The organism is Pseudomonas sp. LAIL14HWK12:I7, from assembly GCF_000483465.1.
In the GTDB taxonomy this organism is placed as follows: Bacteria; Pseudomonadota; Gammaproteobacteria; order Pseudomonadales; family Pseudomonadaceae; genus Aquipseudomonas; species Aquipseudomonas kermanshahensis.
Genome location: NZ_AXYZ01000004.1, coordinates 261,459 through 275,563 on the forward strand (window position 1 = coordinate 261,459; position 14,105 = coordinate 275,563).

Genomic DNA, 14,105 nt, shown 5'->3' on the forward strand with positions numbered 1-14,105 from the left:
GGTACTGCGCTTCGGCGCTGCGCCATTGCTGGCGCCGCACCACCTGTGACCGTTAACCCCGGGTTATCCCGTGTAGTCCGATCCGGCGGACTTTCCGCGGTGAGTCATGCACGCAAGACTCACGACGGGCAGCCCGCCGTGGTTTCTTATAATTAACGCTTCTTACGGTTGGCCACGTGAATGGCGCCGCCATTCACTGCCAGCGCTGCTTCATGCAACGCTTCGGACAGGGTTGGATGGCTGAAGACCATCATGCCCAGATCCTCGGCACTGGTGCCGAATTCCATTGCGATTGCGCCCTGCTGTACCAGTTCGGCAGCCGATGGGCCAATCACGTGCACACCCAGTACGCGGTCGGTCTTGGCGTCAGCGATAACCTTGACGAAACCACCGGTGTCGTTGGCTGCCATCGCACGGCCGCTGGCCGCGAACGGGAAGGTGCCTACGTTAACCTCAACACCCTCGGCCTTCAAGGACTGTTCGGTCTTGCCGACCCACGCGATTTCCGGGTGGGTGTAGATAACCGATGGGATCAGGTCGTAGTTCATCTGGGCCTTGTGGCCTTTGATGCGCTCGACAACCATGATGCCCTCTTCCGAGGCCTTGTGCGCCAGCATCATGCCACGTACCACGTCACCGATGGCGAACACGCCCGGCACGCTGGTAGCGCAGTGATCGTCGACGAAGATGTAGCCACGTTCGTCGATGGTGACGCCGCTGTCGGAAGCCAGCAGATCAGTGGTCACTGGACGACGGCCGACCGCAACGATCAGCTTGTCGAAGGTGATCTTCTGTTCGCCTTCGGCATTGGTGTAAGTCACTTCGACTTCGTTGCCGTTGACTTTCGAGCCGGTGACGCGAGCGCCCAGCTTGATGTCCAGGCCTTGCTTGGTCAGGGTCTTCTGGGCTTCTTTCGACACGGCGGTGTCGGCAGCCATCAGGAAGGTGTCCAGGGCTTCCAGGACGGTGACTTCAGCACCCAGGCGAGCCCATACAGAGCCCAGCTCCAGGCCGATCACGCCCGCACCGATCACACCCAGACGCTTTGGAACCGACTGGAATTCCAGGGCGCCGGTGGAGTCGACGATGACGTTCTGGTCGACAGGAGCCGGCGGAATGTCGATCGGACGCGAGCCGGAGGCCAGGATCACGTTGTCGGCTTCGATGATTTCGGTGGTGCCGTCAGCTTTGGTGACTTCGACTTTCTTGCCGGCCAGCAGTTTGCCGTGGCCCTGGATCGAAGTAACGCCGTTAGCCTTGAACAGGGTAGCAACGCCACCGGTCAGGTTCTTGACGATGCCAGCCTTGCGGCCAACCATCGCGGCGACGTCCATCTTCACTTCGCCAGTGGAGATACCGTGGACGTTGAAGCTCTCTTTGGCTTCCTTGTACTTCCAGGAGCTGTCCAGCAGCGCCTTGGACGGAATGCAACCTACGTTCAGGCAGGTGCCGCCCAGGGCCAGTTTGCCCTCGGCGTCGGTGTATTTCTCGATACAGGCAGTCTTCAGACCAAGTTGGGCAGCCTTGATGGCAGCCACATAGCCGCCAGGACCTGCACCAATCACCACTACGTCGAATTTCTGGGTCATAAAAGATTCCTTATCAGCTACAAGCTACAAGCCGCGAACCGCGCGGCCCCGCCTCTTTCGAAGCCAGGGGCCGAACGGTACGCAGCCAGAGGGTTAGATGTCCAGCAGCAGGCGAGACGGATCTTCCAGCAGGTTCTTGATGGTGACCAGGAAGGTTACCGCTTCCTTGCCGTCGATCAGGCGGTGATCGTACGACAGCGCCAGGTACATCATCGGGCGGATGACCACTTGACCATTGATGGCCATCGGGCGCTGGATGATGTTGTGCATGCCGAGAATGGCAGCCTGCGGCGGGTTGACGATCGGGGTCGACATCATCGAACCGAAGGTACCACCGTTGGTGATGGTGAAGGTGCCGCCGGTCATTTCTTCGATCGACAGTTTGCCATCACGGGCCTTCTTGCCGAAGGTGGCGATGCCGTTCTCGATTTCAGCCAGGCTCATCGACTCGGCGTTACGCAGCACCGGTACTACCAGGCCACGGTCGCTGGAGACGGCAACGCCGACGTCGGCGAAACCGTGGTAGACGATGTCGTTGCCGTCGATCGAGGCGTTGACAGCCGGGAAGCGCTTCAGGGCTTCGGTGGCAGCCTTGACGAAGAACGACATGAAGCCCAGGCGTACGCCGTTGTGGGTCTTCTCGAACAGGTCTTTGTACTTCGAACGCAGGGCCATGACTTCGGTCATGTCGACTTCGTTGAAGGTGGTCAGCATCGCCATGTTGGACTGGGCTTCGACCAGACGCTCGGCGATCTTGGCACGCAGACGGGTCATCGGCACGCGCTTCTCGGTGCGATCGCCAGCGGCGGTCACAACCGGGGCAGCAGCGGCAGCGGCAGGCTTGGCAGCCGGCGCAGCAGCAGGTGCAGACTTCTTGTTGGCGACTGCAGCGACAACGTCTTCCTTGGTGACGCGACCGCCTTTGCCGGTGCCGGCAACGGTAGCCAGGTCGATGCCGTTCTCTTCAGCCAGCTTGCGTGCGGCAGGCGCGGCAACCGGGTCGTCTTCGCCAGCATCGGCGGCAGCGGCAGCCGGGGCAGCAGCGGCCGGAGCAGCAGCAGGCGCAGCGGCAGCGCCACCTTCAACGATCGAACCCAGCAGCTCGTCGGACAGGACGGTATCGCCCTCGCCCTTGACGATGTCACCCAGCACGCCATCGGCGGTGGCCAGGACTTCCAGGACGACTTTGTCAGTCTCGATGTCGACGATCAGCTCGTCACGCTTGACGGCGTCGCCCGGCTTCTTGTGCCAGGTGGCAACGGTGCCGTCGGCGACCGATTCCGGGAAGGTTGGGGCTTTGATCTCGATAGCCATTATCAGTGTTTCCTTAAATTCGGTTTCAGGTGCGCGAAGGCGTTAAACAGTGAAGGCGTCTTGCAGCAGTTTTTCCTGCTGTTCGGCGTGCTTCGAAGCGTAACCACAGGCTGGCGCGGCAGACGCGTCGCGGCCGGCGTATTCCAGGACCAGTGCCTTGTTGTGGCGGCCCAGGATACGGCGCATGTGGTGCTGGCTGCTGTACCAGGCGCCCTGGTTCATCGGCTCTTCCTGACACCAGACTGCATGCTTGAGGTTGGTGTACGGCGCCAGGATTTCGACCAGGTCGTCTTCCGGGAACGGGTACAGCTGCTCGATACGCACGATGGCGATGTCTTCGCGGCCTTCGGCACGGCGTTTTTCCAGCAGGTCGTAGTAGACCTTGCCTCCACACAGCACCAGGCGCTCGACCTTGGCTGGATCCTGGGTGTCGATTTCCGGGATCACGGTCTGGAACGAGCCTTCTGCCAGGTCTTCCAAGGTCGAGACGGCCAACTTGTGGCGCAGCAGCGACTTCGGCGTCAGGACGATCAGCGGCTTGCGCAGCGGACGGATGACCTGGCGACGCAGCAGGTGGTAGATCTGAGCTGGGGTGGTCGGTACGCAGACCTGAATGTTGTGCTCGGCGCACAGCTGCAGGTAACGCTCCAGACGCGCGGAGGAGTGCTCCGGGCCCTGCCCTTCATAGCCGTGCGGCAGCAGCATGGTCAGACCGCACAGACGGCCCCACTTGTGCTCGCCGCTGGTGATGAACTGGTCGATCACCACTTGCGCGCCGTTGGCGAAGTCGCCGAACTGGGCTTCCCAGATCACCAGCGCGTTCGGCGTGGTGGTCGAGTAGCCGTATTCGAACGCCAGTACCGCTTCTTCCGACAGGAAGGAGTCGTACAGGTCGAAGCGCGGCTGGCCTGGGAACAGGTTCTGCAGCGGCACGTAGGTGCTGGCGTCCTTCTGGTTGTGCAACACCGCGTGGCGGTGCGAGAAGGTGCCACGGCCGATGTCCTGGCCGGTCATGCGGATCGGGTGACCTTCGAACTGCAGGGTGGCGTATGCCATGGTCTCTGCATAACCCCAGTTGATCGGCAAGCCACCGGCCTGCATCTTCTGGCGATCTTCGTAGATCTTCGAGACCTGACGCTGAACCACGAAACCTTCTGGCAGCTCGAGCAGCTTGGCCGACAGGTCTTGCAGGGTCTTGAGGTCGAAGCGGGTGTCGTGACGCGCAGTCCAGGCATGGCCCAGGTACGGACGCCAGTCGACGAACAGTTCGCGGTTCGGCTCCTTGACCAGGCTCTTGACCACGTGCAGGCCGTTGTCCAGGGCGTTACGGTACTCGTCGATCTTGGCCTGAGCACGCTCGGCATCGATGCGACCAGCCTGGATCAGCGCTTCGGCATACAGCTCACGGGTGGTGCGCTGCTTGCTGATCTGCTGATACATCAGCGGCTGGGTACCGTTCGGCTCGTCGGCCTCGTTGTGGCCGCGACGGCGGTAGCAAACCAGGTCGATGACCACGTCACGCTTGAACTGCATGCGGTAATCGATGGCCAGCTGGGTCACGAACAGCACGGCTTCCGGGTCATCACCGTTGACGTGCAGGATCGGCGCCTGAATCATCTTGGCAACGTCGGTGGCGTACTCGGTGGAACGCGAGTCCAGCGGGTTGCTGATGGTGAAACCAACCTGGTTGTTGATCACGATGTGCACGGTACCGCCGGTCTTGAAACCGCGGGTCTGCGACATCTGGAAGGTTTCCATCACCACGCCCTGGCCTGCGAACGCAGCATCGCCGTGGATCGAGATCGGCAGCACTTTGTCGCCAACGGTGTCGTTGCGGCGGTCCTGACGGGCGCGCACCGAACCCTCGACCACTGGCGAAACGATCTCCAGGTGGGACGGGTTGAACGCCATGGCCAGGTGAACTTCGCCACCGGTGGTCATCACGTTGGAGGAGAAGCCCTGGTGATATTTCACGTCACCGGAGCCCAACTCGTTCATCTTCTTGCCTTCGAACTCGTCGAACAGCTCGCGCGGGTTCTTGCCGAAGGTGTTGACCAGCACGTTCAGACGGCCACGGTGGGCCATGCCGATCACGACTTCCTTGGTACCGTAGGAGCCGGAGCGCTGGATCATCTCGTCCAGCATCGGAATCAGGCTTTCGCCGCCTTCCAGGCCGAAACGCTTGGTGCCTGGGTATTTGGTGCCCAGGTACTTCTCAAGGCCCTCACCGGCCGTGACGCGCTCGAGCAGGTGAGCCTGCACGTCAGCGGAAAATTCCGGACGGCCGCGCACGCTTTCAAGGCGCTGCTGGAACCAGCTGCGCTGCTCGGAATCGACGATGTGGGTGAACTCGGCGCCAATGGTGCGACAATATGTCTTCTGGAGCGCCTCGGAGATCTCGCGTAGGCTCGCTTCCTCTTTGCCGATGAACAGGTCGCCGGCACGGAAGGTCGTATCAAGATCGGCATTGGTCAAGCCGTAGTGATTGATCGACAGGTCTACGGGCGCAGGGCGCTGCCACAACCCCAACGGGTCGAGCTTGGCAGCCTGATGGCCGCGCATACGATAGGCCTGGATCAGTCGCAGAACTTCAACCTGCTTCTTCTCGTGTTCACTGCTCACGCTCCCGGCGGATACCGGTTGGGCGCGGCGCTGGTTCTTTGCCAGCAGTACGAAATGGTCGCGGATTGTCGAGTGCGATACATCGGTAGCGGTGCTGCCGTCGGCTGGCAACTTCTGGAAGTAAGTGCGCCACTCTTCTGGCACAGCGTTAGGGTCGTGCAGGTAAAGCTCGTAGAGCTCTTCCACATATGCAGCGTTACCACCTGAAAGGTGGGCGCTTTCCCACATGCGCTGCATCACGCTTTCTTGCATGCTTGGTCACCCTCGGTTAGGGGACGATCGGCGAGAGCCACAGCAAACCTGGAAAAGTCCGAACACAGCGACTGAACCACGCCACTTGGATCTTGCTGATTTTCCGGGTACCAGCCCGGAAAGCCCCTGCTGGTCTCATATCTTCATAGGTAATGAGCGCGGGCTTTGTGGGCCCTTGCTCGAGTTTTACCTCAGTGCGGGCTCACCACCCGCACCTCGGCTTACTGCAGGTACAACGCTTTGAATCAGGTACCGCTTTGCAGCAGCATGTTACGTACGTGACCGATTGCCTTGGTTGGGTTCAGACCCTTAGGGCAAACGTTTACGCAGTTCATGATCCCACGGCAGCGGAAGACGCTGAACGGGTCATCCAGGGACGCCAGGCGCTCCTGGGTCTTGGTGTCACGGCTGTCGGCCAGGAAGCGATAGGCCTGCAGCAAGGCAGCGGGGCCCAGGAACTTGTCTGGGTTCCACCAGAACGACGGGCAAGAGGTCGAGCAGCAAGCGCACAGGATGCACTCGTACAGACCGTCCAGCTTGTCACGCTCTTCTGGCGACTGCAGACGCTCGATGGCCGGAGCCGGGGTGTCGTTCTGCAGGAATGGCTTCACCTTCTCGTACTGCTTGTAGAAGATGCTCATGTCGACGACCAGGTCACGAATGACCGGCAGGCCCGGCAGCGGGCGCAGCACCAGCTTGTTGCCCTTGACCACGCCCGACAGCGGGGTGATGCAGGCCAGGCCGTTCTTGCCGTTCATGTTCATGCCATCGGAACCGCACACGCCTTCACGGCAGGAGCGACGGTACGAGAAACCCTCGTCCTTTTCCTTGATCAGTGCCAGTACGTCCAGGACCATCAGGTCCTTGCCGCCGGTATCGACGTCGAACGACTCCATCTTGGGCGCCGAGTCGGTGTCGGGGTTGTAACGATAAACTTCGACTTTCAACATAGCAGCCACCCTTAGTAAGTCCGGATTTTAGGCTCGAAGGCCGGCACGGTCTTCGGCGCAAAGTTGACGCCGCGCTTGGCAACGCGCTTCTCACCCGGGTAGTACAGGGTGTGGCACAGCCAGTTTTCGTCGTCACGGTCTTCGAAGTCTTCACGGGCGTGAGCACCGCGCGACTCTTTACGGGCTTCGGCCGCAATGGCAGTAGCTTCGGCAACTTCCAGCAGGTTCTGCAGCTCCAGCGCTTCGATACGCGCGGTGTTGAAGGCCTGGGACTTGTCGTTGATCTTCACGTTGGCGATGCGGTCACGCAGGCCAGCCAGCTGCTCGATACCCTTCTGCATGTATTCGCCAGTACGGAATACACCGAAGTAGTTCTGCATGCAGCTTTGCAGCTCGCGCTTCAGGCTTGCCACGTCTTCGCCAGTGGTACGCTCGTTGAGCTTGTTCAGGCGGTTCAGGGCAACATCGACGTCGGTGTCGCTGGCATCGCGGTACTCGACGCCTTCGGTCAGCGCCTTTTCCAGGTGCAGGCCGGCAGCACGGCCGAACACGACCAGGTCGAGCAGCGAGTTACCGCCCAGGCGGTTGGCGCCGTGGACCGATACGCATGCCACTTCACCTACGGCGAACAGGCCCGGAATGATGTGGTCCTTGCCTTCGGCGTCCATGGTGATGGCCTGGCCATGAATGTTGGTGGCAACACCACCCATCATGTAGTGGCAGGTCGGCACGACCGGCACCGGCGCGACCACTGGGTCGACGTGGGCGAAGGTCTTGGACAGTTCGCAGATACCTGGCAGGCGGCTGTGCAGCACTTCCTCGCCCAGGTGGTCCAGCTTCAGCAGTACGTGATCCTTGTTCGGGCCCACGCCGTTGCCGGCGATGATTTCTTTGACCATGGAACGGGCAACGACGTCGCGGCCGGCCAGGTCTTTCGCGTTCGGCGCGTAACGCTCCATGAAGCGCTCGCCGTGGGCGTTGATCAGGTAGCCACCCTCACCGCGGCAACCCTCGGTGACCAGTACACCGGCGCCGGCGATGCCGGTTGGGTGGAACTGCCACATTTCGATGTCCTGCACCGGCACACCGGCACGCAGGGCCATGCCGACACCGTCACCGGTGTTGATCAGGGCGTTGGTGGTCGAGGCGTAGATACGGCCTGCACCGCCAGTAGCCAGAACGGTGGCCTTGGACTTGATGTACAGGGTTTCGCCGGTTTCGATGCAGATGGCGATCACACCAACGAACGCACCGTCCTGGTTCTTCACCAGGTCAACGGCGTAGTACTCGTTGAGGAAGGTGGTGCCGGCTTTCAGGTTGCCCTGGTACAGGGTGTGCAGCAGCGCGTGACCAGTACGGTCGGAAGCGGCGCAGGTACGAGCAGCCTGGCCACCCTTGCCGAAGTCCTTGGACTGGCCACCGAACGGACGCTGGTAGATACGGCCGGTTTCGGTACGCGAGAACGGCAGGCCCATGTGGTCCAGCTCGAAGACCGCAGCCGGGCCTTCCTGACACATGTATTCGATAGCGTCCTGGTCACCGATGTAGTCGGAACCTTTGACGGTATCGTACATGTGCCAGCGCCAGTCATCGTTCGGGTCGGCCGAAGCGATGGCGCAGGTGATGCCGCCCTGGGCGGATACAGTGTGCGAACGGGTCGGGAAGACCTTGGTCACTACGGCAGTCTTGTGACCACCTTGAGCCAGCTGCAGCGCTGCGCGCATGCCGGCGCCGCCGCCACCAATAATGATGGCGTCGAAGGAAATAGTTGGAATGCTAGCCATGGATCAGATACCCCAGAGAATCTGCACACCCCAGACGAAGTAAGCGAACATCGCAACGCCGCATACCGCCTGGAACAGGAAACGAATCGCAGTTGCCGACTTGCCGAACGCCATTGGCGTCAGGTAGTCGGTGGCAATGGTCCACATGCCGACCCAGGCGTGAGCGCCCAGGGCAACGAGGGCCAGCAGACTGAAGATCCGCATCGCGTTGTTGGAGAACAGACCGTGCCACTGGGCATAGTCGATACCTGGGTGGGCTACGACGTAACCGATCAGGAAGAGGAAGTAAGCCGCGAGAACGACCGCAGAGACGCGCTGTGCCATCCAGTCATAGAGGCCCGAACGCGACAGGTTCGTGACATTGGTTACCATACCCAAACTCCCACCAGAACGATCACCACCACGGAGATGACAATCACGATTTTCGAGCCCAGTTTGCCGCCTTCCAGCGTCTCACCGATGCCCATGTCCATGATCAGGTGGCGAACACCTGCCACCAGGTGATACAGCAGGGCGGACAGCAGGGCCCAGGTCACCAGTTTGGCCAGCGGACTGGTCAGACACGCCTTCACCTCACCGAAGCCTTCCTCGGAACCCAGGGACTTGCCCAATGCATAAAGCATGATGGCCAGGCCGAGGAACAGGATGACGCCGGAGATACGGTGCAGAATGGACGTGTACGCGGTGATCGGGAGCTTGATGGTCCTTAGGTCTAGGTTTACAGGTCGTTGGCTTTTCACGGCTTTTTTCACACTGAAGAGCCCCTAGCGAACAGGGCAAAGTTGTTGGTAAGTGTACTGGTCAGGTACCCACCACCCAGGGAACGGCGACCCCCAGCAGTTCGGGCTTGCAAGCCCCTGGCGGTCGGGTGCCGAGTATAGACAGTTAGGCTGCTTATGACAACGTGATGGGGTAGCCCAAATAGCGCATTGCCTTTGGCGAGCAAAAGGCGTAAATGGGCGACAATTTCGAGAAAAATCAGGCCTCAGGCCCCGTTTCAACCAGCCTTTAGGCAAATTGACATCTGAATTTATCCCTCTATAGTGGTGCGGGCCCTGCGTGGGGGGTCTGTCTGATGATTTCAAGCATTAATAGGAGGCCACATGGCTGACAAAAAAGCGCAGTTGGTCATCGAGGGCGCTGCCCCCGTCGAGCTGCCCATTTTAACCGGCACCGTTGGTCCTGATGTAATCGACGTCCGCGGGTTGGGGGCCACTGGTCACTTCACCTTCGACCCTGGTTTCATGGCGACTGCCTCGTGCGAGTCGAAGATCACCTACATCGACGGCGACAAGGGTATTCTGCTGCACCGCGGCTACCCCATCGAACAGCTCGCCGAACAATCGGACTACCTCGAAACCTGCTACCTGCTGCTCAACGGCGAACTGCCGAATGCCGAGCAGAAGGCCCAGTTCGTCAGCACCGTGAAAAACCACACCATGGTTCACGAGCAGCTGAAGTCCTTCTTCAACGGTTTCCGCCGCGACGCTCACCCCATGGCGGTGATGTGCGGTGTGGTCGGCGCCCTGTCGGCGTTCTACCACGACTCCCTGGACATCAATAACCCGCAACACCGCGAAATTTCCGCGGTGCGACTGGTCGCCAAGATGCCGACCCTGGCCGCGATGGTTTACAAGTACTCCATGGGTCAGCCGATGATGTACCCGCGCAACGACCTGTCGTACGCGGAAAACTTCCTGCACATGATGTTCAACACCCCGTGCGAGATCAAACCGATCAGCCCGGTGCTGGCCAAGGCAATGGACCGGATCTTCATCCTCCACGCCGACCACGAGCAGAACGCCTCCACCTCCACCGTACGCCTGGCAGGCTCCTCGGGTGCCAACCCGTTCGCCTGTATCGCCGCCGGTATCGCCGCACTGTGGGGCCCTGCCCACGGCGGTGCGAACGAAGCCGTACTGACCATGCTCGATGAAATCGGCGATGTCTCGAACATCGACACCTTCATCGCCAAGGCCAAGGACAAGAACGATCCGTTCAAGCTCATGGGCTTCGGTCACCGCGTTTATAAAAACCGCGACCCACGCGCCACCGTGATGAAGCAAACCTGCGACGAAGTCCTGCGTGAGCTGGGCATCAAGAACGACCCGCAGCTGGAACTGGCCATGCGCCTGGAAGAGATCGCCCTCACCGATCCTTACTTCATCGAGCGCTCGCTGTACCCGAACGTCGACTTCTACTCGGGGATCATCCTCAAGGCGATCGGCATTCCGACCAGCATGTTCACCGTGATCTTCGCCCTGGCGCGTACCGTCGGCTGGATCTCGCACTGGAAAGAAATGCTCTCCAGCCCGTACAAGATTGGCCGCCCGCGCCAGCTGTACACCGGCGAGCAGAAGCGCGACATCGTCGCCCTGACCGACCGCAAGTAAGCTCCTCGAGCCGAACGCAAAAAGGCTGCCCTCGGGCAGCCTTTTTTATTGCCTTTGTCCTGTACCAGAACAGGCAGCGCGAACCCTCAGTTTTTCTCAGCCCGCTCACGCAACCCTTTCAGGGTATTGAACGGCGCATCGACCACGAACTTGTTAGCCACCATCGCCGGTACACTGCCGCCCGGCTCGGTGTGCACCTGGTAGGTCACTTCTGTCGTGTCACCCTTGGGCACCAACTTCCAGAAGCCCTCGACTTTCGCCACCCGCACGAACCCCTTCTCCTCCGGGAGATAGGTCGGCTCTTCCTTCAGGTTACGCGTCAGGCTACCGTCCGCCTCCTTGACCGTGGTGATGTGCAGCACCGAGTCCCGCGGGGTGACCGGCCATGGCGTGTTGAACTGGGTGTAGGTCCAGCTCTGGTCACCTTCATGCTTGAGCAGCTTCTGCGACTTGCACTCATGAATCCAGGCACACGCCCCGGCTACGTCCTCTTGCAGCGCCTCGACCTTGGCCAGCGGCGCCTTGATCACGGTAACGCCCCGGTAGGCCTTGTACTTGGAGCCCGCCACTTCACTGGTGGAAACCTTGATCCCCTCCTCGTCCTTGGCCACCTGCCAGTTCTCGGCCCAGGCAGCGGGCGCCAACAACACACCCATGCCACACAGCAGTGCAATACGCTTGAACGATCTCATCATCTTTATCCTTATTGTCGAAGATCCAGCCTGTCACGCCGCCGTCATCTGCTCCCACCAACCGAGAATCCTGATTGCCTCATCGCGATCACTGCCGCACACCTCGATATCTGCCTTGAACCCACCGCACACCGCCGGCCGCTCGGGCTTGCCGAACAGGTCGCAGAGGTTGTCGACGGTCAGGTGCAGGCAGCGCTCGCCGGCCGGCTTGCCTTGGGGCATGCGCGGCATTGCAGAGCTGATGGACGGGGCGATGCAGCAAGCACCGCAACCCTCACGGCAGTTCATGGTTATTCACCAAAATCAGGTCTCCCTGGAGCAAAACGGGACGAACGTCACCGGATAGTAACCGCTCAAACATGCGTTTGAAATTGCTGGCCCGACGAAATATGCCGTGACCCAGCAGTCAGTTGCCTGGCTATTGGCGGTACTCGAACTCGATTGCCGCTCCTTCCACATCGCGGCGGCTTTCATTGCGTAATTGCAGTTGCATTTCGTTGCTGATCAAGCGGCCGTTGAGCTGGAACGGGCTTTCATCGCTCTGCGGCTTTTCAGTGAACATGGCCGGCAGCAAAGGTTTGCGTCGCGTGGCCGAACTGCCCACATTCGGTTCAAGGTCGTTGACCATGTCGACAGGCAAACTCAGATCCAGCGCGGGCTTGGGCAACGGTGTAGCCACCACCTTGCTGACCGGTTTATGCGCCGTACGCTTTTTGGCAGGCTTGGCAGCTTTGCTAGCGGCCTGTTTCGACACAGGCTTGGCCACCGGCTTTTTCACGGGTTTGGTTTGGGAAGCCTGCGCCTGGCCGGCAGGCTGCGCAGCCTGGGCGACGCCGCTGAAACAGCAGATCGGCACCAGGCAAAAACTCAGAGCGATACAGCGCAACAGTTTCATGGACATCGGCAGTCAGGCTGGAAAATGCATATGCTCCCTGTTCCGCCTGCGCCTGACAAGCCTACAAAAGTGAACCTGTAGTCTCTCTGCACAATTGCTGGGCCAAAAGCCCCAGGGTAATCACCGCCCGCTCGGCCTCTTTGTTCCACGGGATACCGCAGTTAAGCCGGATGCAGTGGTTGAATTGCTCGGTGTTACTGAAGATCAACCCCGGCGCGATACTGATGCCCTGCTCCAACGCCCGCACATGCAGGTCCTGGGTATTGACCCGCCCCGGCAGGCTCACCCAGAGAATGAAACCACCGGTAGGCCGGGTCATCTGCGTGCCTTCTGGGAAGTGCTGCTGCACCGCCAACTGGTAAGCACTGAGGTTCTTGCGGTACTCCTGGCGGATGTAGCGCAGGTGCCGGTCATAGCCGCCGTTTTCCAGGTAAGCGGCCACCCCCATCTGCGTCACGCTGCAGGCCGAATGGGTGGTGAAGGTCTGCAGGCGCTGGATTTCGTCCTGGTACCGCCCCGCCACCATCCAGCCGACACGCACCCCTGGCGACAAGGTCTTGGAAAAGCTCGAGCAATAGATCACCCGGTCCAGCCGGTCGAACGCCTTAAGCGCCTTGGTCTTGCCTTGTTCGAACATCAATTCGCCATAGATGTCGTCTTCGACGATCTGGATATCGAAGTCCGAAGCCAGGCGCAGCAACTGTTTTTGTCGCTCCTCAGGGATGGTGCCGCCCAGCGGGTTACTCAGGCGCGACGTCAGCACCAACGCCTTGATCGACCACTGGTTGGCGGCCAACTGCAAGGCTTCCAGGCTGATCCCGGTGGACGGGTCGCTTGGAATTTCGATCACTTTCAGGCCCAGCAGGTCAGCCAACTGCAGCAAACCGTAGTAAGTCGGCGACTCGGCGGCGATCAAGTCCCCCGGGCGGGTCAGCACGCGCAGCGACATCTGCAAGGCATCGACGCAGCCATGGGTCACGATGATTTCACGCGGGTCGACCAGCACACCGGCATCGCGCATGCGGATGGCGATCTGTCGGCGCAGCGGCTCGAAGCCTGGGCTGAACATGTAACTGAACGCACGTGGGCTATGGAAGCGGGTCACCTTGGCAATCTGCTGATGCAGGGCGCGCACCGGCAGGTAATCCACATGAGGCACCGCAGCACCGAACGGAAACACGCCGTCGCGGCGCGCTTCGGTCAACACCTGCTGAATGATGCTGGCCCGGGTCACCAGGCCAGGGCGCTCGACCCGGGCGATATCCGGTGTTTGCGCGGTCAAGGCTGGGGTCTGGTGAACGTAGTAGCCCGACTGCGGGCGCGCGCGGATCAGCCCCTGGTCTTCAAGATTGGCATAGGCCTGCAGCACCGTGGCATGGCTGACATTGAGCTGGGCGCTCATCTTGCGCACGGAGGGCACGCGCTCGCCCGGCTGGTAGACACCGCGGCGGATGTCCTCGGCCAGTTGCTGGGCGATACGCTGGTAAAGCAGCAGGTTGGTCATGGCGATATCTCGACGCGCGGACGGGCTCGTTATTGTTGTGCGACTCACTGACGGCACAGAATACCGTAACAGTTGCGAAGTGTACTGGGACAGATTGCAGAATAGCCAAC

At 60.6% G+C, this 14,105-nt stretch carries 12 protein-coding genes; 1 reads left to right on the plus strand and 11 read right to left on the minus strand.

Annotated elements, in window-relative coordinates:
* Window positions 1-152: 152 nt before the first annotated feature.
* The 7 genes from lpdA to sdhC all read right to left on the minus strand — a co-directional run bounded on the left by lpdA (window position 153) and on the right by sdhC (window position 9,263).
* Window positions 153-1,589 carry a dihydrolipoyl dehydrogenase gene (gene lpdA / locus D886_RS0105170; protein ID WP_027592872.1) on the minus strand — a complete coding sequence of 479 codons (1,437 nt, stop codon included), beginning with the start codon at window positions 1,587-1,589 and terminating at the stop codon, window positions 153-155.
* A gap of 93 nt (window positions 1,590-1,682) precedes the next feature.
* Complete coding sequence (odhB, locus tag D886_RS0105175; protein ID WP_027592873.1) at window positions 1,683-2,903, minus strand: 2-oxoglutarate dehydrogenase complex dihydrolipoyllysine-residue succinyltransferase; 1,221 nt, start codon at window positions 2,901-2,903, stop codon at window positions 1,683-1,685.
* Between the two features lie 42 nt (window positions 2,904-2,945).
* Window positions 2,946-5,777, minus strand: a complete 2,832-nt coding sequence (locus tag D886_RS0105180) for a 2-oxoglutarate dehydrogenase E1 component (RefSeq protein WP_027592874.1) — start codon at window positions 5,775-5,777, stop codon at window positions 2,946-2,948.
* Window positions 5,778-6,022: 245 nt separating this feature from the next.
* A complete protein-coding gene (locus D886_RS0105185) occupies window positions 6,023-6,727 on the minus strand; it encodes a succinate dehydrogenase iron-sulfur subunit (protein ID WP_008091906.1) in 705 nt (234 codons plus the stop codon).
* An 11-nt stretch (window positions 6,728-6,738) separates the two neighbouring features.
* Window positions 6,739-8,511: a succinate dehydrogenase flavoprotein subunit gene (gene sdhA, locus D886_RS0105190; RefSeq protein WP_027592875.1), complete on the minus strand. Its 1,773-nt coding sequence runs from the start codon at window positions 8,509-8,511 to the stop codon at window positions 6,739-6,741.
* A gap of 3 nt (window positions 8,512-8,514) precedes the next feature.
* Complete coding sequence (gene sdhD / locus D886_RS0105195) at window positions 8,515-8,883, minus strand: succinate dehydrogenase, hydrophobic membrane anchor protein (RefSeq protein WP_027592876.1); 369 nt, start codon at window positions 8,881-8,883, stop codon at window positions 8,515-8,517.
* Window positions 8,877-9,263, minus strand: coding sequence for a succinate dehydrogenase, cytochrome b556 subunit (gene sdhC, locus D886_RS0105200; protein ID WP_077068487.1), 387 nt, complete (start codon window positions 9,261-9,263; stop codon window positions 8,877-8,879). Before sdhC ends, sdhD begins: the two co-directional genes overlap by 7 nt.
* A 351-nt stretch (window positions 9,264-9,614) precedes the next feature.
* On the opposite strand from sdhC, the gene gltA reads away from it, so the two are divergent.
* Window positions 9,615-10,904: a citrate synthase gene (gene gltA / locus D886_RS0105205; RefSeq protein ID WP_027592878.1), complete on the plus strand. Its 1,290-nt coding sequence runs from the start codon at window positions 9,615-9,617 to the stop codon at window positions 10,902-10,904.
* Between the two features lie 86 nt (window positions 10,905-10,990).
* Here the strand turns inward: gltA and D886_RS0105210 are convergent, their stop codons facing one another.
* The 4 genes from D886_RS0105210 to D886_RS0105225 all read right to left on the minus strand — a co-directional run bounded on the left by D886_RS0105210 (window position 10,991) and on the right by D886_RS0105225 (window position 13,995).
* Entirely contained in the window at window positions 10,991-11,596 is a 606-nt protein-coding gene (locus tag D886_RS0105210; RefSeq protein ID WP_027592879.1) for an START domain-containing protein, read from the minus strand.
* A gap of 33 nt (window positions 11,597-11,629) precedes the next feature.
* Window positions 11,630-11,884: a YkgJ family cysteine cluster protein gene (locus tag D886_RS0105215; RefSeq protein WP_027592880.1), complete on the minus strand. Its 255-nt coding sequence runs from the start codon at window positions 11,882-11,884 to the stop codon at window positions 11,630-11,632.
* Between the two features lie 130 nt (window positions 11,885-12,014).
* Window positions 12,015-12,491, minus strand: a complete 477-nt coding sequence (locus D886_RS0105220) for a hypothetical protein (protein WP_027592881.1) — start codon at window positions 12,489-12,491, stop codon at window positions 12,015-12,017.
* A 61-nt stretch (window positions 12,492-12,552) separates the two neighbouring features.
* Window positions 12,553-13,995, minus strand: coding sequence for a PLP-dependent aminotransferase family protein (locus D886_RS0105225; RefSeq protein WP_027592882.1), 1,443 nt, complete (start codon window positions 13,993-13,995; stop codon window positions 12,553-12,555).
* Window positions 13,996-14,105 lie beyond the last annotated feature (110 nt).

Bases quoted from the DNA above. Each gene is read 5' to 3' on its own strand.
- lpdA (WP_027592872.1), bottom strand. From the start codon at position 1,589: ATGACCCAGAAATTCGACGTAGTGGTGATTGGTGCAGGTCCTGGCGGC.
- odhB (WP_027592873.1), bottom strand. From the start codon at position 2,903: ATGGCTATCGAGATCAAAGCCCCAACCTTCCCGGAATCGGTCGCCGAC.
- D886_RS0105180 (WP_027592874.1), bottom strand. From the start codon at position 5,777: ATGCAAGAAAGCGTGATGCAGCGCATGTGGGAAAGCGCCCACCTTTCA.
- D886_RS0105185 (WP_008091906.1), bottom strand. From the start codon at position 6,727: ATGTTGAAAGTCGAAGTTTATCGTTACAACCCCGACACCGACTCGGCG.
- sdhA (WP_027592875.1), bottom strand. From the start codon at position 8,511: ATGGCTAGCATTCCAACTATTTCCTTCGACGCCATCATTATTGGTGGC.
- sdhD (WP_027592876.1), bottom strand. From the start codon at position 8,883: ATGGTAACCAATGTCACGAACCTGTCGCGTTCGGGCCTCTATGACTGG.
- gltA (WP_027592878.1), top strand. From the start codon at position 9,615: ATGGCTGACAAAAAAGCGCAGTTGGTCATCGAGGGCGCTGCCCCCGTC.
- D886_RS0105210 (WP_027592879.1), bottom strand. From the start codon at position 11,596: ATGAGATCGTTCAAGCGTATTGCACTGCTGTGTGGCATGGGTGTGTTG.
- D886_RS0105215 (WP_027592880.1), bottom strand. From the start codon at position 11,884: ATGAACTGCCGTGAGGGTTGCGGTGCTTGCTGCATCGCCCCGTCCATC.
- D886_RS0105220 (WP_027592881.1), bottom strand. From the start codon at position 12,491: ATGAAACTGTTGCGCTGTATCGCTCTGAGTTTTTGCCTGGTGCCGATC.
- D886_RS0105225 (WP_027592882.1), bottom strand. From the start codon at position 13,995: ATGACCAACCTGCTGCTTTACCAGCGTATCGCCCAGCAACTGGCCGAG.